This window comes from Parasaccharibacter sp. TMW 2.1891, assembly GCF_023337675.1.
GTDB lineage: Bacteria > Pseudomonadota > Alphaproteobacteria > Acetobacterales > Acetobacteraceae > Bombella > Bombella apis.
Window position 1 is genome coordinate 1108686 of the sequence record NZ_QORT01000001.1, and the last position, 20078, is coordinate 1128763.

At 60.0% G+C, this 20078-nt stretch carries 15 protein-coding genes and 1 riboswitch; of the genes, 3 read left to right on the forward strand and 12 right to left on the reverse strand.

Annotated elements, in window-relative coordinates:
- Positions 1-143 precede the first annotated feature (143 nt).
- Both DTJ15_RS04875 and DTJ15_RS04880 read left to right on the forward strand, forming a co-directional pair.
- Positions 144-2135: a DEAD/DEAH box helicase gene (locus tag DTJ15_RS04875; protein WP_249109620.1), complete on the forward strand. Its 1992-nt coding sequence runs from the start codon at positions 144-146 to the stop codon at positions 2133-2135.
- Complete coding sequence (locus tag DTJ15_RS04880) at positions 2132-3430, forward strand: class I SAM-dependent RNA methyltransferase (protein ID WP_249109541.1); 1299 nt, start codon at positions 2132-2134, stop codon at positions 3428-3430. The genes DTJ15_RS04875 and DTJ15_RS04880 overlap by 4 nt, the downstream gene beginning before the upstream one ends.
- A 40-nt stretch (positions 3431-3470) precedes the next feature.
- Here DTJ15_RS04880 and DTJ15_RS04885 read toward each other — a convergent pair whose 3' ends face one another.
- From DTJ15_RS04885 to DTJ15_RS04920, 8 genes are all read right to left on the reverse strand, one after another.
- Complete coding sequence (locus DTJ15_RS04885; protein ID WP_249109542.1) at positions 3471-3827, reverse strand: iron-sulfur cluster assembly accessory protein; 357 nt, start codon at positions 3825-3827, stop codon at positions 3471-3473.
- Between the two features lie 45 nt (positions 3828-3872).
- On the reverse strand, positions 3873-4319 hold the full coding sequence (locus DTJ15_RS04890) for an SUF system Fe-S cluster assembly protein (RefSeq protein ID WP_081563230.1): 447 nt from the start codon (positions 4317-4319) through the stop codon (positions 3873-3875).
- Between the two features lie 7 nt (positions 4320-4326).
- Complete coding sequence (locus DTJ15_RS04895) at positions 4327-5538, reverse strand: aminotransferase class V-fold PLP-dependent enzyme (protein WP_249109543.1); 1212 nt, start codon at positions 5536-5538, stop codon at positions 4327-4329.
- A complete protein-coding gene (sufD, locus tag DTJ15_RS04900) occupies positions 5531-6730 on the reverse strand; it encodes a Fe-S cluster assembly protein SufD (RefSeq protein ID WP_086431456.1) in 1200 nt (399 codons plus the stop codon). Before sufD ends, DTJ15_RS04895 begins: the two co-directional genes overlap by 8 nt.
- On the reverse strand, positions 6727-7497 hold the full coding sequence (gene sufC, locus DTJ15_RS04905) for a Fe-S cluster assembly ATPase SufC (protein WP_043559896.1): 771 nt from the start codon (positions 7495-7497) through the stop codon (positions 6727-6729). The genes sufD and sufC overlap by 4 nt, the downstream gene beginning before the upstream one ends.
- 3 nt (positions 7498-7500) lie before the next feature.
- On the reverse strand, positions 7501-8982 hold the full coding sequence (gene sufB / locus DTJ15_RS04910; protein ID WP_086441718.1) for a Fe-S cluster assembly protein SufB: 1482 nt from the start codon (positions 8980-8982) through the stop codon (positions 7501-7503).
- Complete coding sequence (locus DTJ15_RS04915) at positions 8957-9451, reverse strand: SUF system Fe-S cluster assembly regulator (RefSeq protein WP_081563234.1); 495 nt, start codon at positions 9449-9451, stop codon at positions 8957-8959. Before DTJ15_RS04915 ends, sufB begins: the two co-directional genes overlap by 26 nt.
- A 148-nt stretch (positions 9452-9599) precedes the next feature.
- Positions 9600-10856, reverse strand: a complete 1257-nt coding sequence (locus tag DTJ15_RS04920; RefSeq protein WP_249109544.1) for a DUF445 domain-containing protein — start codon at positions 10854-10856, stop codon at positions 9600-9602.
- Positions 10857-11052: 196 nt separating this feature from the next.
- Here DTJ15_RS04920 and DTJ15_RS04925 point away from each other — a divergent pair, with 196 nt between their 5' ends.
- On the forward strand, positions 11053-13845 hold the full coding sequence (locus tag DTJ15_RS04925; protein WP_249109545.1) for a phosphoenolpyruvate carboxylase: 2793 nt from the start codon (positions 11053-11055) through the stop codon (positions 13843-13845).
- Between the two features lie 142 nt (positions 13846-13987).
- Here DTJ15_RS04925 and DTJ15_RS04930 read toward each other — a convergent pair whose 3' ends face one another.
- From DTJ15_RS04930 to DTJ15_RS04945, 4 genes are all read right to left on the reverse strand, one after another.
- Positions 13988-15319, reverse strand: a complete 1332-nt coding sequence (locus DTJ15_RS04930) for a voltage-gated chloride channel family protein (protein WP_408902168.1) — start codon at positions 15317-15319, stop codon at positions 13988-13990.
- Positions 15320-15364: 45 nt separating this feature from the next.
- A riboswitch (Fluoride riboswitch) is annotated at positions 15365-15453 on the reverse strand.
- A 105-nt stretch (positions 15454-15558) separates the two neighbouring features.
- On the reverse strand, positions 15559-17670 hold the full coding sequence (gene fusA / locus DTJ15_RS04935; protein WP_043559890.1) for an elongation factor G: 2112 nt from the start codon (positions 17668-17670) through the stop codon (positions 15559-15561).
- A 153-nt stretch (positions 17671-17823) separates the two neighbouring features.
- The gene (gene rpmB / locus DTJ15_RS04940) at positions 17824-18129 is read right to left on the reverse strand and encodes a 50S ribosomal protein L28 (RefSeq protein ID WP_043559888.1); all 306 of its coding nucleotides are present in this window, start codon (positions 18127-18129) and stop codon (positions 17824-17826) included.
- Positions 18130-18262: 133 nt separating this feature from the next.
- Positions 18263-20068: an ABC transporter ATP-binding protein/permease gene (locus DTJ15_RS04945; RefSeq protein ID WP_249109547.1), complete on the reverse strand. Its 1806-nt coding sequence runs from the start codon at positions 20066-20068 to the stop codon at positions 18263-18265.
- Positions 20069-20078: the final 10 nt, after the last annotated feature.

Here is a 20078-nt window from a genome sequence, read left to right on the forward strand (position 1 = left end):
CAACCACGCGACGCCGCAGCACGACAGCCGGTACCAGGAAGAAAGCCACGACTCCAGCCGCCACGGCTGCTGATGAGACAGCCCCGGCTGCTGAAGCTGCGGAGCCTGCCGAGAAACCCAAGCGCACGACGCGCCGCCGCAGCGTGAAACCCACGCCAGAAGATGCTCCCTCCCCAGATGAGGCGACAGAAAGCAGCGCCTCCACTCCGGCAAAGAAAACAGTAAAGGGCACCCGCCGCAAGGCTGCCACTGCTGAGGAAGCATCTGCCCCGGCAGACCCCACAGCAGCTGCCGGGAGTGAGGAAGCTCCCCCCGCACGCAAACGCAGGGCGACTACCCGCACCAGAAAAACAGCCGAAACAGAAACTGCCAAAGCCGACGTCCCGGAAAAAAAACCGGCAACGCCTCGCACACGCCGCAAAAAGACGGCCGAAGCCACACCGGCCACGGGAACCGTGGACGACCACGAAGAGTCGGCTACCCCTCCAACACGCCGCCCTTCCACCCGTCGGAAAGCTGCTGAAGAAACGGTCGAAACCACGGCAGGCAGCGCCGCACCAGCCGGAACGGAAGACAAGGCATCCGCCACACCAGCCAAGCCTCGCCGGAAAAGAGCGAAGAAGGCTGAAGCAGAAACGGCTGAGCCGCAGGCAGAAAAACCAGCTGAGGAAACACCCACAGAGACCGGCTCGGAAAGCCGTATCCTCTTCAGCGATCTTGGTCTTTCCGAACCGATCCTCCGGGCCGTGGAGGAAATGGGCTATACTCATCCCACGCCCATCCAGGCGCAGGCCGTGCCAGAGATTCTGACCGGGCGTGACGTCCTTGGCGTGGCGCAGACTGGCACCGGCAAGACGGCCTCCTTCACCCTGCCGATGCTGGAGAAGCTCTCCAAATCCCGAGCCCGGGCCAGGATGCCCCGTTCGCTCATTCTGGAACCCACCCGTGAGCTTGCCCTCCAGGTTGCCGAGAACTTCAAGCAGTACGGGGCGCATCTGCGCCTCACCCACGCCCTGCTGATCGGTGGCGGCAAGATGAACGAGCAGAAGGAACTGCTCAACCGTGGCGTGGACGTCCTCATCGCCACCCCGGGGCGGCTGCTCGACATGTTCGAACGGGGCGGACTGCTGATGACGCAGACTGACCTTCTCGTCATTGATGAGGCCGACCGTATGCTGGACATGGGCTTCATTCCCGATATTGAGCGCATCGTGAGCCTGCTGCCCAGACGGCGCCAGACCCTTTTCTTCTCCGCCACCATGGCTCCGGAGATCCGCCGTCTGGCCGACAATTTCCTGAACAGTCCCAAGGAAATCACCGTCGCCCGCCAGTCCTCCGTTGCCAGCACCATTACCGAGGGCCTGCTGGTCGTGGAGAAGAAGGACAAGAGCCGTGCCCTCTGCGCCCTGCTGCGGCAGGATGACGTGCAGAACGCCATCATCTTCTGCAACCGCAAGCGTGACGTGGACACACTGGAACGCCATCTGACACGGCAGAAATTCTCTGTCGGCCACCTGCATGGCGACCTGACGCAGGACCTGCGTTTCGAAACCCTTGAGCGCTTCCGCACAGGTGATCTCCAGATTCTCGTCTGCTCCGACGTGGCGGCCCGTGGCATTGACATTGGCGGGCTGTCCCATGTCTTCAACTATGACCTGCCTTTCAATGCGGAAGATTACGTCCACCGTATTGGCCGCACGGGCCGTGCCGGCAAGGAAGGCAAGGCCTACAGTCTGGCCACACCTGATGAGCATAAGCTGCTCGAGGCCGTCGAGAGCCTGACGGGCAAGACGATCGAGCCGCTGACTGTAAAAGGCTTCCGCCATCTTGAATGGCGTGGAGAGGAGGATGCCTCCCCTGCCTCCGCCAAGGATGAGAGCAAGGGTCAGCAGCGGAATGGCAGAAACAGGAAAACTGCCGAACCGAAGCAGGAAGACCGTCCGGCCCGCAGGAAGCAGCCGGAGCGTGATCCTCTGCCGGAAGCCCGCAAGCATGACCACAAGCGGTCCGGCCGAGCCGAACTGCTGCCGCCCGTACCGGAAAAGAACGGGATGCAGGATGGCTTTGGCGAGAATGTACCTGCTTTCATGAAGGTCAGCTTCCTGCCGGAACCACGTGATCCGTCCGACTCATGATGGAAACGTCCACGCAGATTCACGCCACTGTCGAACAGCTCGGCCGTTCGGGAGACGGGATGGTGCGTCATGAGGGGCGGGCCTGGTACATTCCCGGAACCCTGCCGGGCGAGCAACTGCATCTGCGATTCCATGACGGCGAAGCGGAACTTCTGGAGCGGGAAAGCACATCCCCCCATCGGGTAGAAGCGCCCTGCTCCCTGTCCGACCTCTGCGGCGGCTGTGCCCTCCAGCACATGGACCAGACCGCCCTGCTGGAGTGGAAAAAGGATCAGGTCCAGCGTGCCCTGAACAGAAGCGGCTTTACGGACCTGCCAGAACCCGCCCTGTACCAGACGCCCCCTCACAGCCGCCAGCGGCTGGACGTGGCCCTGCAAAGGGTACCGGGCGGCATCATTCTCGGGCTTCATCAACGGGGTGGCGACCCGGTGGACATGACGGAATGTCCCCTCATCCGCCCGGAACTGCTGAAGCTGCTTCCTCCGCTCCGTGAGTGCCTCTCCTCCCTTGGTGCCCTGACAGGGCGTGGCAGTCTGGCCATCAACCTTCTGGACAGCGGCCCGGACCTGACACTGGAGACACCCGCTCCCCTGAGTGGTTCTGACAGGGAGAAACTGGCCGCTTTTGCACGGGAGCATGGAATTCCACGCATCACATGGCGTCCGGCTCCCGGCAGGGTGATGGAAACGGCTGCACAGACGGGGCCGGTCTTCCATCATTTTGGCGGTGTCAGGGTCTCGCCCCCGCCAGCCAGTTTTCTTCAGGCCAGCCAGGAAGGTGAGCAGGCCATCCGTGAGGCCGTTCTTGCCGGTCTGCCGCCACTGAACCGGAAGGACCGGATCATCGAGCTGTATGCTGGATGCGGAACCCTGACCTTCCCACTGGCACAGCACGGTTTCGTGCAGGCCTATGAGGGCGACAGGGCGGCCATCGCCTCCCTCCGTGCCGCCACCCACGGCAGCCGTGCGGAAGGCTCCGGGCGTGATCTGAATCGCCAGCCTCTCCTGCCGCCTGAACTGAATCAGGCCCGTGTTGTCGTGCTGGACCCGCCCTATGCTGGCTCAGGCAAACAGCTGGCCTCCCTGCTGCGCTCAAAAGTGCAGGATGTGGTCTATGTCAGCTGCAATCCGGCTGCGCTGGAAAAGGAACTCCCCGCCCTGAAACAGGCCGGTTTTGCCGTGCTGTCATGGACCGTGATTGACCAGTTTCTCTGGTCCACGGATGTCGAGACCGTGCTGGTTCTTTCCAGAGATCCGAAACGCATCCGCAAGGCCGAAAAAAAGCGGAAGGGATGATCTCCCCTCCGCTTCATCACGTTGCGCTCGCTTCCATCAGTCAGACGTGGAAACTCTCCCCGCAGCCACAGCGGCCCTTCTCATTGGGGTTGGTGAAGGTGAAGCCTGATTCCAGCTCCTTCACCTCATAGTCCATGACCGTGCCGATCAGGAAGAGCGTCGCCTTGCTGTCCACCAGCAGGGTCAGCCCATGATCCTCGATCCGCTCGTCCCCTTTCTGGACTTCCGACACGAAATTCATCTCGTAGGACATGCCGGAACAGCCACGCTTGCCCACGCTGATGCGCAGGAACTTTCCCTTCTCGGCTCCCTCATACAGGGTCTTCAGGCGGGCGGCGGCCCGATCCGTCATGGTCATCAGAGGTGGCAGGCTGCGTTTGGGGGCAGTATCTGTCATGAGGGTACCCTCCCGATCTTCAGTTTCCAGCGTGTTCATTCAGGCTCAGAACATGTTCAGGGCAAGACGGGCATTGTCGCTCATCCGGCTCATGTCCCACGGCGGATCCCAGACCACCTTGACGGTCACTTCCCGCACGGTCGGAACGGACAGCACGGCATAACGCACCATCTGGGGCAGCTCCTGCGCACTTGGGCAATTCGGGGCCGTGAGGGACATCTCAATATCCACACGCCCGTCATCATGCAGGTCGATGGCGTAAATCAGCCCCAGCTCGTAGACGTTGACCGGAATCTCCGGGTCAAAGACGGTCTCGATGGCGGCGATGACCTCATCCTGCTGTGGCGGCGCATCCACGGGGGGTGGAACAAGCTCCTCCTGCCCCGCATAGGCCTGCTCCCGTGTCGGAACAGACGGCCCGGCGGGAACGTTCTCTTCCACAGCGGAAGAAACCGCCTCATCTCTGCTCTTCAGCTCGTCTGTTTCTGTCATGACATCCTCACGCAAGTAAGGCACGCGCACGCTCAATGCCGTGGGCCAGAGCGTCTATCTCGTCACGTGTCGTATAAATGGCAAAACTGGCTCTGGCGGTTGCCTGCACGCCCAGCTCCTGCATCAGCGGTTCAGCACAATGCTGCCCGGCCCGGACGGCAATGCCCTGCTGATCCAGCAGCACGGCAAGATCATGCGGGTGTGCCCCCTCCACCTGAAGTGAGAAGACACCGCCCCGCTCCACCGGGTTTCCCATGATGCTCACACCATCCGTCTTTTCAAGCACCTTCTGGGCATAAGAGACCAGATCACGCTCATGTGCTTCAATCACGTCTGCCCCCAGCTCCTCCACGAAACGGATGGCGGCTCCCAGACCCAGCACTTCCAGAATGGCGGGCGTGCCAGCCTCGAATTTGTACGGCGCATCGGCCCAGCTTGCCTTCTCGAACGAGACGGAGCGGATCATGTCCCCTCCCCCCAGAAAAGGCGGCATCTCCTCCAGCAGGGGCAGCCTGCCCCAGAGGATGCCGACACCCGTAGGCCCATAAAGCTTGTGGCCGGTAAAGACGAAGAAATCCGCCCCCAGAGCCTGCACGTCCACCCTGCGATGGACGATGGACTGGGAGCCATCCACGATGACTTTCGCCCCGTGCCTGTGGGCCAGCTCCGCCAGCTTTTTCACGGGCGTGATGGTCCCCAGCACGTTGGACATGTGCGTGACGGAAACCAGCGCAACACGGCCATCACCCAGCAGCTCTTCATAAGCGGCAAGATCGATGTCCCCATCCGCATTGATGGGGGCCACACGCAGCTCGATGCCCAGCCTGTCCCGCAGCATGAGCCACGGCACGATGTTGGCATGGTGCTCCAGAGCGGAGATCAGCACGGCCTGCCCGGGCCTAAGCTGGCTGCCCAGCGAATGGGCCAGCAGATTGAGGCCCTCCGTGCTGTTCTTGGTAAACACGATCTCCCGCCGGTCCGCCGCATTGAGGAACCGGGCCACATCATCACGCACGGCTTCATAAGCCTGCGTGGTCCGCTCGCTCATGTCATACAGACCACGATGGATATTGGCGTAACAGTGCCGTGCCGCTTCGCTCATCGCCTCGATGACACAGTCCGGCTTCTGGGCAGAGGCTGCGCTGTCCAGAAAGACCAGCGGACGGCCATGAGCCGTTTCGGACAGAATGGGGAAGCGGGCACGCACGTTATCAGACATGGCCGGGCAACGCTTTCAGCAGATAGTCCCGCAGGCTTTCATGCTCCACCAGTTCCACCGTTTCCAGAAGGAAGGCCTGAACCAGCATGTCACGGGCCTGCTCCTCCTGGACCCCACGGGAACGGAGATAGAAAAGCTGGTCCTCATCCAGCGCACCGACGGTCGCACCGTGGCTGCACTTGACGTCATCAGCGTAAATCTCAAGCTCCGGCTTGCTGTTCATCTGTGCCTTTTCGGACAGGAGCAGGGCCTGGTTCATCTGGTAGCCATCAGTCTTCTGGGCGATCCGGTCCACCAGAATCTTCCCCTGGAAGACACCCTGTCCGTTTTCCGACAGCACGCTCCGCACCGTCTGGCGGGACGTGCAGTCCGGTGACGCATGATGGATCATGGAAGACAGGTCATTCAGCCGGGCACCATCGACAAGCTGGATCGCATTGACGTTCGTGTTGCTGAACGGGCCAGACAGCTGGGTGACGACTTCCTGACGGGCCAGCACGCCCCCCTGATTGAGCGTGAAGCTGTCATAATTGCCACGCTCACCCACACGGGCCCCGACAATGGCCAGACGGGCGGCCTCATGGCTTTCAGCCTGCTGCGTGATGTGGCTGAGATGCGCCTTGTCCGCACAATGGACATCCACCTGCGGATTGGTCAGATACTGCCCCGTGCCAAGCTGGACATCCAGCAGGGTCAGCTGCGCCCCCTCATCCAGCGTGACACTGTGATGAAGATGGGTGGACACGCCATCCCCTTCCGTCAGGCTGACCATGACGATCAGCCCGGCATCCGTCCCGGCCGGAACATGAAGCCGTGCCCCCGGCTGACGGAGGGCCGCATTCAGACCGGCAGAGAAACGCCCCGCCAGCAGCGGCTGCACGGCAGAACCGTCACCATATTCCTGCACGTCCATGCAGTCTGGCAGGTGGGACAGCTCCTTGCAGAACCGGCCATTGGCAAAGACCAGCAGGCCATCATGCTCTGGCAGGTTCAGGCCTTCCACACGCTGCTTCACGGTGGCGGCTTCAAGGGCTGGAGCCTCCTGCCAGGCAATCCCGTTCAGGGACTGGAGTGGCGTGTAATGCCATGCCTCCACCCGACGTGTTGGCAGCCCTTCCGCTCCCAGCAGGGCTGCACGCTCTCCGGCACGCCCCGTCAGGGCCTGCCAGGCTGCTGCACTGTTCTCACTCACGCTGCCGCCTCAAGAAACTGTTTGTAGCCCTGTTTTTCCAGCAGTGTTGCCACTTCCGGGCCGCCACTATGGATGATGCGTCCGTGCGCCATGACATGCACACGGTCCGGCACGATATATTCCAGCAGACGCTGGTGATGGGTAATCACCAGTGATGAGAAGTCCGGCCCACGCAGAGAGTTCACACCCTCCGCCACGATACGCAGCGCATCGATGTCCAGCCCGCTGTCCGTCTCGTCCAGAATGGCCAGAGAAGGCTTGAGCAGGCGCATCTGGAGCACCTCGTTGCGCTTCTTCTCACCACCGGAGAAGCCGACATTCACGGCCCGCTTGAGCATCTCGCCGGACATGGAAAGGCGGCTGGTTTCCTCCCGTGCCAGCTTGAGGAAGGACACGGCATCCAGCTCCTCCTCACCACGGGCCTTGCGCACGGCGTTTACTGCCGTCCGCAGGAAGTTGGCGTTGTTGACACCGGGCAGTTCCACCGGGGACTGAAAGGCCAGAAACACACCCAGTGCCGCACGTTCTTCCGGCTCCAGCTCCAGCAGGTCCTGCCCCTTGAAATGGGCGGAACCACCCGTCACCTCGTAATCCTCACGCCCCGCCAGAACATAGGAGAGCGTGGACTTGCCAGAACCGTTCGGCCCCATGATGGCGTGAACCTCTCCCTTGGGGATCGTGAGGTCCAGACCCTTCAGAATTTCCTTGGGGGTGCCGTCAGCATCGATCTGGGCCTTCAGCCCCTCAATCTTCAGAAAATCACTCATAGCTCAACCAACGCTCCCTTCCAGGCTGATCTGAAGCAGCTTCTGTGCTTCCACAGCAAATTCCATCGGAAGTTCCTTGAGGACTTCCCGGCAGAAACCGTTCACGATCAGGCCAACGGCTTCTTCTTCTGAAAAACCACGGGACCGGCAGTAGAAGAGCTGGTCCTCGGAAATCTTGGATGTCGTCGCCTCATGCTCGATGCGCGCACTCATGTTGCGGCTCTCGATGTAAGGCACCGTATGGGCACCGCACTGGTCACCGATCAGCAGGCTGTCACACTGCGTGAAGTTCCGACCGTTGCGAGCCTTGGGCTGCATCCGGACAAGCCCACGATAGGTGCTGTCCGACTGTCCGGCGGATATGGTCTTCGCCACGATGGTGGACCGTGTATCCGGGGCGAGATGGATCATCTTCGTACCCGTATCGGCCTGCTGATGTCCATTCGTCACCGCAACGGAATAGAACTCACCAACAGAACCCTTCCCCGCCAGAATGCAGGACGGATACTTCCACGTGATGGCAGAACCGGTTTCGACCTGTGTCCATGAGATGCGGGCACGATCACCTTTGCAGATGCCCCGCTTGGTCACGAAGTTGTAGATGCCGCCCTTGCCGTTCTCATCCCCCGGGTACCAGTTCTGCACCGTGGAATATTTGATGAAGGCATCTTCCATCGCCACCAGCTCGACCACGGCGGCATGAAGCTGGTTCTCATCACGCTGCGGGGCCGTGCAGCCTTCCAGATAGGAAACAGTGGCCTGGTCCTCGGCAATGATCAGCGTCCGCTCAAACTGCCCCGTATTGCGGGCATTGATGCGGAAATAGGTGGACAGCTCCATCGGGCAACGCACCCCCTTGGGCACGTACACGAAGGAACCATCGGTAAAGACGGCCGAGTTCAGGGCCGAGAAGAAATTGTCCGCCACTGGCACGACCGTGCCCAGGTATTTCTTCACCAGCTCGGGATGCTCGATGATGGCTTCGGAAATCGGGCAGAAAATCACCCCGGCCTCGGCCAGGGTCTTGCGGAAGGTCGTGGCCACGGACACGCTGTCAAACACCGCATCAACAGCAACGGGTGTCTTCTGCCCTGCCCCTTCCACGCCGGCCAGCATTTCCTGCTCATGCAGGGGGATGCCGAGCTTCTCATATGTCCTGAGCAGTTCGGGATCGACCTCATCAAGGCTCTTCGGGCCTGATTTCTTCTTCGGCTGGGCGAAGTAATGGGCGTCCTGATAGTCGATCGGCGGATGCTTGATCTTCGCCCAGTCCGGTTCGCTCATGTCCTGCCAGGCACGGAAGGCCTTCAGCCGCCAGTCCAGCATCCACTGCGGCTCTTTCTTGCGGGCAGAAATCAGCCGGACGATGTCCTCATTCAGCCCCTTCGGGGCGAGGTCCATCTCCACATTGGTCTCAAAGCCCCATTCGTAATTGGACTTTGCCAGTTTCTCGACCGCTTCACGGGTTTCTGACACAGCCGGCATGACATTCTCCCTGTTCCTCAGGCCTATGCATTGTCGCTTCCACCGATGTGGCAGAGGACGGATCGAATTTCAGATCGGGGTTGGCCATATCGGCCAGAGTGATGGTCTCCAAGGCCTGCCGGACCGCTGCATTGACCATATCCCACTGCCCAGACAGACCGCAGGTCTCACCATGTGCACATTCCTTGCCATCACAGCAGGCTGTCACGCAGATGGGACCATCCACCACGCTGATGACCCGGGCCACGGAGATGTCGGCCAGCTCCTCGGCCAAGCGATAGCCGCCCCGGGCACCACGGAAAGAGACAACCAGCCCACCTGCTGCCAGCCCTTTCAACAGTTTGGCAACTGTTGGCTCTGGCACCCCCGTCTCCTGCGCCAAAGACGCTGCCGTGGCCAGATCACCACGCACACCAAGACGCACGAGAACAACGGTCGCATAATCAGCCAGTTTGGACAGTCTCAGCACAATGAAAAACCTACATCCTATATCAATGATTCTCTATTTAAGACCCAACAGGTCCCCATTCAAGGGAGTGACCCATATTTTCCCGATGGTCAAGCCTTATGTGCCGCCAGGATAAAGCGTTTTTCATATTTTGTTAAAAAATACCCAATCACGGAACAAGACAGACAAGCAGCCCCTCCAGCACGGCACCTATCACAAAGCCGACGACAGTGCCATTGACACGAATATAGGCCAGATCTTTCCCGATACCAGCCTCCAGCCGGGCTGACAGGCTCCTGGCATCCCAGCGTCCGATAACACGGGCAATCATCCCCGCTACATTCTTCCGCATCTGCGGCAGGGATTTCACGATAGCCTGCCGGACCGCCCTGTCCAGCTGGCTGGCCAGGTCTGTCCTTTGCAGGAGCGTCCCCGTCAGCTGCTGGTAGGCAGTCCGCAGTGCCTGCGTACTCAACCCATCATCCCGCCGACTATCTTCCTCCACCATCAGGCAGAGCCGCCGCCACAAACCGCCACCCCATTCCTTCACACTCTCGTGTGCGAAAAAAGACGTGATGCTGCCCATGAGCTGACGGGCGCTCTCCGGGTCATCGTCCAGATCCTGGATTTTCCGTTTTACCCAGCGTGTAAACCCATGCCGGATATCGGAATCCATGGGGTCCACCCGGCCCAGCTCCGCCTTCAGGGCTGTCAGCACCTGCGTGGCCACCGAGGCTCCGATGGCCCAGCCAACCAGCCGCCCCCCCTGCTCACGCACCCGCCTCTCCACAAACCGGTGCAGGTCATCCTCCTTCGTGCTGACCAACTCCTTGAACTGCGCCAGAAAGAAAGAAAAGACTTCCTGATGGATATCCTCATCCACCATGGCTCTCAGGGCACGGATGACAAGTGCCGTAACGTCATCCCTTTTCATTAGGGTCGGAAAGAGGGTGACCAGAAAAGAGCCTCCCCGCCCATCCCCGATGCGCTCCAGCACCGCCGGGGCCAGACCACGAAGGTGACGCAGCAGAACCTCTTCCGTCTCCTTTTTCTGAAGAAGACGGGCCAAGGCCGCTGGCAGATCGGCACCTTCCAGCAGGCGCAGCATTTCTTCTTCTGTCAGGAAATGCTCAGCCATGAAACGGCCCAGCGCATCCCCCAGCTGGGCCTTTCTCTGTGGCAGGATGGCCGTATGCGGTATGGGAAGCCCAAGAGGATGCCGGAACAGGGCCGTAACGGCAAACCAGTCTGCAAGCCCCCCCACGACACCCGCCTGGCTGCCAGCCCGCAGCATTTCCAGCCAGAGTGAGGGGCCAAACAGCTTCTGCCAGACGCTCAGACGGCTGATGACAGCCAGCACGGACGTCCCCACCAGCAACAGGCCTGCCCAGAGAGAGGCCCCGTTTTTCCTCACCGGAAGAAACATGACGATGGACTGCCCTCCTGCATGACCGTTGGTTGCCGCCCTCCTGCCAACTTCAGGCAGGCCGAACAGAAAGCACTTCTTATTAACAAGACTTGGCGCTTTATCACAATTGAGCCTATACAGGAACGATCACGCCGGCGATGGAGCCACACCGTTCCCGGCCCATATGAGACCAAGACAAGCGAGACTGTTCCCCATGCCAGATTGCGCCTCCCAGACTGACGCATCGCCTGCTGAACTGATTGAATCCTGCACCACTGCGCTGACATACTCTCCGCATGATTTTTCCAACCTGATCATTTCCCTTGCGAAAAAGGCAGGTACGGAAAATGGTCTGGAAGCAATCGGTCAGACCGTACGTCTGTTACGGGACCGCAACTTCATGACCCGGGCCGACGCCCTGCGCCGGTATGTGGGGCTGGAGCATGACGGAGCCGAATGCCCGCCGGAGCCCCGGCTGCGCAAGGTCGCCGAGCAGCTTGTCGCACAGGCACGGACACCGGATGACCTCTCCGTCACCGGTTTTGCTGCTGTCTTCACCGCTCATCCCACCTTCGCTCTGGCCAATGATGTGTACGAACTTCTGGCCCGCCGGGCGGAGGATCCGTCCTGCCCTGTTCCCACCCTGCCGACGCATCGCCGCAGTGCGCCTCCAACACTGGATGAAGAACAGTCTCTTGCCTTGGCTGCCATCACCCGTGGGCGGGATGCGCTGGACAGCCTTACCATGGAGATCCTCCAGACAGCCCGTCGCCGCTGGCCTGAAGCCAACGAGCTGACCCCTGCCCCTGTCCGGCTGGCCAGCTGGGTCGGGTTCGATACGGATGGCCGCAATGACATTGGCTGGTGGGATACCATCCGCATCCGTCTTGGCCTCAAGATTGCCCAGCTGGAACGTCTGCTTGAAGGACTGGAACAGATCGGGCTGAAAGAAGGTGTGCTGAGCCGGCGTGTGGCCGAAGCCCTTGCCGCCACGCAAAAGCAGCGTGACATCTGCCCCCGCTCTGTCCCCGGCCAGACCATGAAACCGGAAGACATCGCCCGCTTCGCCCATGTCCTCATCGACCTGCGGGAAACGGCCCTGCTCAATGCTGATGAGCTACGCCCTCTCTTCCGTGAGGAGGCAGCCCGGCTGGATGGTGAAAAAGCCCATCGGCTGGATGTCATGCGCACGGGGTTCCTCAATCACGGGCTTGGACTGTCCCACATCCATACCCGCCTCAATGCAGCCCAGATTTACAACGTGGCCCGTACAAGGCTGGGCCTGACAGATGATCCGACCCTGCCTTTCCATCGTCGGGCGCTTCTCTCCCATATTGATGCCGCCATGGATGACCTCAAGCCGCTGGCCATCGATTTCGGGGCCCTGCTGGTAGAGCCCAGTGCCGCCTCACGCCTGATGATGACGATGGCGCAAATCCTCAAACATGTGGATTCCGGTTCCCCCATCCGCTTCCTGATTGCCGAGACGGAAAGCGGCTACACCCTGCTGGCCACGCTGTGGCTGGCCCGGCTCTTTGGCATCCGTGATGACCAGATCGAGATTTCCCCACTCTTCGAAACGGAAACGGCTCTGGAGAACGGTGCCGAGATTCTGGAGGAAGCCTTCCGCTCACCACACTGGCGGGCCTATCTCCGGGCCAATGGGCGCCTGTCCCTCCAGTTCGGTTATTCGGATTCCGGGCGTTATGTCGGCCAGCTGGCGGCCGGCCCCATGGTGGAACGCCTGCGCCTGCGGACACTGGAGCTGATGAAAGAACATGGGCTGGAAGACATCGCCCTGACCATGTTCGATACCCATGGTGAAAGCATTGGCCGCGGTGCCCATCCTTTCAGCCTGAAAGAGCGTCTGGAATATTTCTCTCCGGCCAACACAAGGCAGGCGCTGCACAAGGCGGGCATTACAAGCCGGGTTGAAGCTGCGTTTCAGGGAGGGGACGGCTACCTCGCCTTCGGTACGGACAGGCTGGCGGCCTCCACCATTGCAACACTGGCTGAATTCGTGGCAGCCCAGGGCGAGCCCATTGCGGCTGACAAGCTGAATGATCCACTTTTCAGCAAACCCGATTTCGCCATGGACTTCTTCTCCACCATCGCCCTGAAGATGGGTGACCTGGTGAACGACCCGGGCTATACCGCCCTCCTCAGCGCCTTCGGCCCTGCGCTGGTGGACAAGACCGGCTCCCGCCCCTCTGCACGTCAGTCCGATACAGCACGGGTAACACGCATAACCCATCCAAGCCAGATCCGGGCCATCCCCAACAATGCCATTCTCCAGCAGCTGGGCTGGTGGGCCAATGTCCTGCATGGTCTCGGCAGTGCTGCCCGCCGCCATACAGAGCAGTTTGAACGGTTGCGTCACAGCTCGCCCCGCTTCCGCCAGCTTATGGATTTTGCCTCCCAGGCTCTGAACCATTCAGACCTTGATGTCCTCCGGGCCACCATCCATCAGCTGGACCCCGGTACATGGCTGAACCGGGCTGCGGACTGCGACAATGCTGATGATCGGGTCCATTTCCTCAACATTGCCCGTGACCTTGAGGAGCTGGAATTCTGGAAGAGCGTCCCGGCCCTGTTCCGGCGCATCCAGAGGGAAGATATCGCCCTGCGCTCTGCATGGCCTGAAGCCCCTCGCATGGATGTGGATGAAAAGCTCCTGCACGTCATCCGCTTTGCTCTGATGGACCGCATCTGGACCCTGGGAACACACATCCCCTATTTCGGTCCCCGTGGTACTCTGACACGGGAAGCCATCACGACACTCATCCTGTGTCTTGATGTGCCACGGGCTCTCCGCCTGCTGGATGACCTCTTCCCCATCACGGCCCCCAGCATTGCCGATCTCGATTTCGGTGAACCGGGTGGCGCTGCTGTGGCACAGGGCTTTGCCCGTGAGCATCGGGAGATATTCCAGCCACTGCAAAACGCCTTCGACCTGCTCCGGGAGGTCGGCGTGGCCATCATGCACGCCAATCACTGCTTCGGCTGACATTCCTCCATCAGGCGAAACACGACCATGAAAAAGGGCCTCTTTCCCAGTGGAAAGAGGCCCTTTTTCTATCCTCACAGACTTGCAAAACGGAGATGATCCACACTCTTCCCACGTTCCTCTCCATCCATTCTGGAGACGTTCAGTCTTCTGTCCAGATACCTTCCCTCGTACGGCGCAGCGCTATACCAGGGACAAAATCAGGTCGCCATATTTTGGGCACCCCCACTTTCTGGGACAGGTAAATCCCCGTATGCCCTGAGCAGAGATAGGCGATGAAACAGCCCGTGGCGTAATAGACAATGTTCGTCCCACCAAACAGCTCCACCCCCATGACCGTACAGGCCAGAGGCGTATTGACGGCTCCACCGAACACGGCCACCATCCCCACACCGGCCAGAAGATCACCAGGCACACCGAGCACCGGTGCAAGGGCATTTCCCAGTCCAGCTCCTACAAAGAATAGAGGCGTAACCTCTCCTCCCTTGTAGCCTGTGGCAAGAGCCAGGACTGTGAAAACCAGCTTCAGCAGCCAGCTCCACTCATAATGGGTCGTGCTGAAAAAGTTGACGATGGACGCTCCGCCCGCCTCCGGTGCCACGACACCAAGGCCCAGATAATCCCGTGTTCCCAGCAGCCAGACCAGCAGAATGGTCACGACACCGCCAATGGCTGGCTGCAACCAGGGTGTCGGACAGATTTTCTTGATGACCGGACCAAGCCTGTACACACCCTCTGCAAAGGCACGGCTGGCAAACCCGAAAGCCACAGCCGCCACAGCAACCTTTACCCACAGCAGGGCATCAACATGGAAAGGCGTCTGCCCTGGGGCTGCCAATCCCCTGAATGTAACGGAATAGACCGCATGATGTATCCCCCATTGATGGCATGTCCAGTCCGCAATGATGGACGTAACAGCCACAGGCAGCAGGGCAGAATAATCCAACGTACCAAGGGTCAGGACTTCCAGGCCAAAGACCGCCCCCGTGATGGGCGTGCCATACACGGCGCCAAGGCCGGAGGCTACACCAGCTGTCAGCAGAATGCTCGTGTTGCGGCTGTCCAGCCGGAACAGTCGGGCAAAACTGCTGGCCAGACTTCCACCCATCTGCACGGCAGTGCCTTCACGCCCCACGGATGCCCCAAAAAGGTGACTGACCACTGTCCCGATGAACACAAGCGGGGCCATGCGCAGCGGTACCCCTTCCGAAGGTTTGTGGATTTCATCAAGGATGAGATTATTACCGCCTCCTGCACGACCGCCCCACCAGTAATAGGACAGGGCCACGGCCACACCGGCGACAGGCAATCCATAGAGAATGTCAGGATGGTCAAACCGGTATTGCGTCACCCATTCCAGCATCCAGAGGAAAAGAGCGCAAAAACTGCCCACCACAACTGCCAGCGGTACCAGTACACAGAACCACTGAAACAGACGGGACAAAAAAGAAACGCTTTTCTGGAAAAACAACATGACAAATTCCCCCTAACGCACCCTCACCGATCACTGCGAGGGATTCTGTTGGCAGGAATCATCAGCCTTCCCCGGCAACCGGGTGGCGGTTCGGCCCACAAGGAACCCGGTGGCAATCCATCACCGTTCCCTCTCAAAAACACGATCCCATAATACCTGTCAAGCAGACGCAAAAAGAAAACCCCCCGCCAGCACGCTGGCGGAGGGCCTCCCTCACAGAACAGTCAGCAGGGAACGTATCAGCTACGCTCTGCGATGATCTCATCCTGCACGTTACGAGGCACCGGCTCGTAGTGGTGGAACTGCATGGTGAAGGACGCACGGCCCTTCGTGGCAGAACGCAGATGGGAAATGTACCCGAACATTTCCTTCAGCGGCACCTGGGAGCGGATCAGAACCGTGGAACCCGAGGTCTCCTGGTTCTGGATGATACCACGACGACGGTTGAGGTCACCCACCACGTCACCGACGTGATCGTTCGGCGTGGTGATCTCCACATCCATGATCGGCTCCAGAATGACCGGACCGGCCTTCTTCATACCTTCACGGAAGCAGGCCTTGGCAGCGATTTCGAAGGCCAGGGCCGAAGAGTCAACGTCGTGGTACTTACCGTCTTCCAGAGTGAACTTGAAGCCCACCGTATCGAAGCCAGCCAGCACACCCGTCGTGGACTGCATGCGCACGCCCTTTTCGACAGCCGGGATATATTCCTTCGGCACGGCACCACCGACGATCTTGTTCTCGAACAGAATCTCCTCGGCACCCTTCTCCGTCAGCGGCTCGAAGGTGATCTTCACCTCAGCGAACTGACCGGAACCACCGGACTGCTTCTTGTGGGTGTAGGTCTCGGTGTGAGACTGGGTAATCGTCTCACGATAAGCAACCTGCGGGGCACCGATGTTGGCATCAACGCCATATTCACGGCGCAGACGGTCCACGATGATGTCCAGATGCAGCTCACCCATACCGGAAAGAATGGTCTGACCCGTTTCCTGGTCTGTCCGCAGATGCAGGGACGGATCTTCGGCTGTCAGCTTCTGGAGAGCCAGCGTCATCTTCTCGACGGCGTCCTTGGTCTTCGGCTCGACAGAAATGTCGATCACCGGAACCGGGAACTGCATGCGCTCCAGAATGACCGGATCAGCTGCATCGGCCAGCGTGTCACCTGTCACGGTGTCTTTCAGACCAACGAAGGCAGCAATATCACCAGCACCAACAGACTTCACTTCCTGACGCTTGTCAGCGTGCATCTGGAACATGCGGCCAACGCGTTCCTTCGTGCCCTTGGTGGTATTCAATACGGTGTCACCCGTGTTCAGCACGCCACGATAGACACGGACGAAGGTTAGTGTACCGTACTTGTCGGAGATGATCTTGAAGGCCAGACCAGCAAATTTACCTTCCGGGTCCACCGGGATGATCGGCAGGAAGCTCTCGTCAACTTCCTTGTCTTCCGGCGGAGCAATACGGATGCCCTCGACTTCGTCCGGTGCTGGCAGATAATCAACCACGGCATCCAGAAGCGGCTGCACACCCTTGTTCTTGAAGGCCGTACCGCACAGCACAGGACGGAACTCACCAGCGATGGTGCCCTTCTTGATGCAGCGTTTCAGGGTTGCGACATCCACCTCACCCTTCTCGAAATACTCTTCCATGGCGGCGGTATCGACGCTCAGGGCGGTATCGAGCAGGTTCTGGCGGGCTTCCTCGGCACGCTCCTTCATGTCGGCCGGAATCTCTTCATAGTGGAACTTGGCGCCCAGCTCACCGCCTTCCCAGACGATGGCACGCATTTCCACCAGGTCCACCACACCGACCATGTTCTCTTCAGAGCCGATCGGCAGCTGAAGCGGAATGGCCACGATGTCCAGCTTCTCCTTCAGTGTGCTGAAGGCGTAGTCGAAGTCGGCACCGGTACGGTCCAGCTTGTTGATGAAGATGATGCGGGGCACGTTGTAGCGGTCAGCCAGACGCCAGTTGGTCTCGGACTGCGGCTGCACGCCAGCCACACCTTCAATCACGAAGATGGCGCCATCGAGCACACGGAGGGAACGGTTCACCTCGATGTTGAAGTCGATATGGCCCGGGGTGTCGATGATGTTGATGCGGTGGCCGTCCCACTCGCAGGTCACGGCAGCAGACGTGATGGTGATGCCGCGCTCACGCTCCTGCTCCATGTAGTCGGTTGTGGTGTTCCCGTCATGCACTTCACCGATACGATGGGACATACCGGTGTAATAGAGCATACGCTCTGTTGTTGTCGTCTTACCGGCATCAATGTGAGCGGTAATACCGATGTTGCGAATCTTTGAGAGAGCGGACTTCGCGCCCTGAACGCTGTCGTCGGTCACGGGAAACCTCCAAAATGCAAGGAAAGGTGCCACCGCCTGCGCCGGGGCACCCTCATCAGGCCCTGTATGAATACCAGAAAAACAGACTACCCCGGCAGAGCCACCCCGGAACAGCCGCCCGTCCTGCGGAGAGAACGGGCTTCAGCTGCCTGATCAGGCAGCTGACTGGGCAGCCTTGCGCTCCTGCACACGCAGGATGCGACGCTTGATGACCAGAGCTTCTGGCGTCAGTTTCCGGTTCGGTGTGCCCAGCAGGAAGGAATCAAGCCCGCCATTATGCTCGACCGTACGGATCCCCTTGGCGGAAAGGCGCATACGCACCGGAGCCTCGAGAATATCGGACAGGAGCGTGGCTTCCTGAAGGTTCGGCAGGAAACGGCGACGGGACTTGTTGTTGGCGTGGCTGACGTTATTGCCCGTCAGTACCCCTTTGCCCGTGACATGGCAACGGCGAGACATAGAACTTCCTCGATACTGTGATACGCAGGGCCGCAAGGCAGACCTGCATGTTCCGTAAATAAGGCGGGCTTATGACTTACTGACGCTGATACGTCAAGTCTTTCCTGCCTTTCATACCGACAGAAGCAGCCCGCTACCCCTCTACATCCGAATGACTTTCAACGGAACCCCTTCTTGCCTGCAATCTCCACATTCCTGCATAAATGCCACCTTTTTCCAACAGCTGGCGATGGGTTCCCTCTTCCGCCACCTCTCCGTTCTCCATCACAAGGATATGGTCTGCCCTCTGTATCGTGGAGAGACGATGGGCGATCACGAGCGTTGTCCTGCCAGAGGAAAGGCTCTCCAGCTCTTTCTGGATGGCCTCTTCCGTCCGACTGTCCAGGGCACTGGTGGCTTCATCCAGCACAAGCAGACGGGGATTGCGCAGGATGACACGGGCAATCGCCATTCTCTGCCTCTCCCCGCCCGACAGCCGCACCCCCCGCTCACCGACCAGTGTATCGAACCCGTCCGGCAGACTGTCCACAAAAGGACCAAGCTGGGCCGCCTCGGCTGCCTGCCTGACCTCCACCATGCTGGCCCCTGCCCGCCCGTAAGCAATATTCTCGGCAATCGTGGCATTGAAGAGTGAGGTCTCCTGCGCCACCACGCCGATCTGCCCCCGCAGGGCATCAAGCGACAGTGCCGAAAGTGGCACACCTTCCATTCGCACGGTTCCTTCCAGCGGGTCATACAGCCGGCTGACGAGCTTCGCCACTGTGGACTTTCCGGACCCGCTCCGCCCGACAATGGCGAGCATTTTCCCTGCCGCCAGCGTGAAACTGACATGACGCAGGATCAGCCGCTCCGGGTCATATCCGAAAGAAACATGCTGCATGTCCAGCGTCACGCCATGTGCCTGTCCGGCAGGCAGGGGGACAGGCGCTGGCGGAGACTGTATCTCTGGTATCAGCCCCATCAGCTCCAGATAGGCTTCCATGTCGACACGGGCATTGCGCCAGCCTGCACCAACATAATTCAACGCCCCGACCGAGGCATAAACACTCCGGAGATACGTGCCCATCAACACGAATTGTGCAACACCGAGTCGATGCGCATGAATATCCCGTATGGCCATCCCCAGCAATACAGCCGTGGCGAGGGCAATCAGACTGTTGCGAATGGCCTGGGAACCTCCAACAAGCCCCTGCAAACGGGCCTCGGCCGTGCGCAGCGCCTGCCAGGCCCCCTCCTGCCGTCTGCATTCATGGGCGGCATTGCCGAACATGCGGACAATGTCCGCATTGAGCAGACTGTCCACCAGATGCCGATGTGCATGGTTGTTCGCCTGATTGCGCTCCCGTCTGGCCTGCATCCGCCAGCGGGTAAACAGGAAAGAAACAGCGGAATAGAGGATCAGCGTGGCACACAGCAGCACCAGGTACCAGCCATCAAAAACGCGCAAGACGACCAGAAAAGTCAGGGCCAGCCCCAGAAGGTTCGGCATGACGTTGGAGAAGGTCATGTCAACGATCATGCTGGCAGCATCAGCGCCACGATCGATGATACGGGTCAGCGCACCTGTCTGCCGCTGCTGATGGAACCGGGCCCCCAGCTGATGGACATGCTCCAGCCCCAGCAGGCTGATCCGCTCCCGCAGGGCCGTCCTCACCGGCACCATGAGCAGGCTGCGCAACGGCCCGGCCAGAGCACCTGCCATGCGCAGGACCGTATAGGACGCCAGCAGGGCCATGACCGCCGCCATGACCGCTTCCTTCCCCGAAAGCCGGGCCACCATGTCGCTGAACAGCCAGGGTGTGGCAACGGCCGTCACACTCTCTACGACCAGCAGAACACAGGAACAGAAGAAGCGCAGAAACCAGCTCCTCAGGGAAGCCGGGCGAACCAGCCGCCAGAAAGCCCGCAAAGGCAGGTGTCCGATCTTTGTTGATGTCATAAAAACCTGA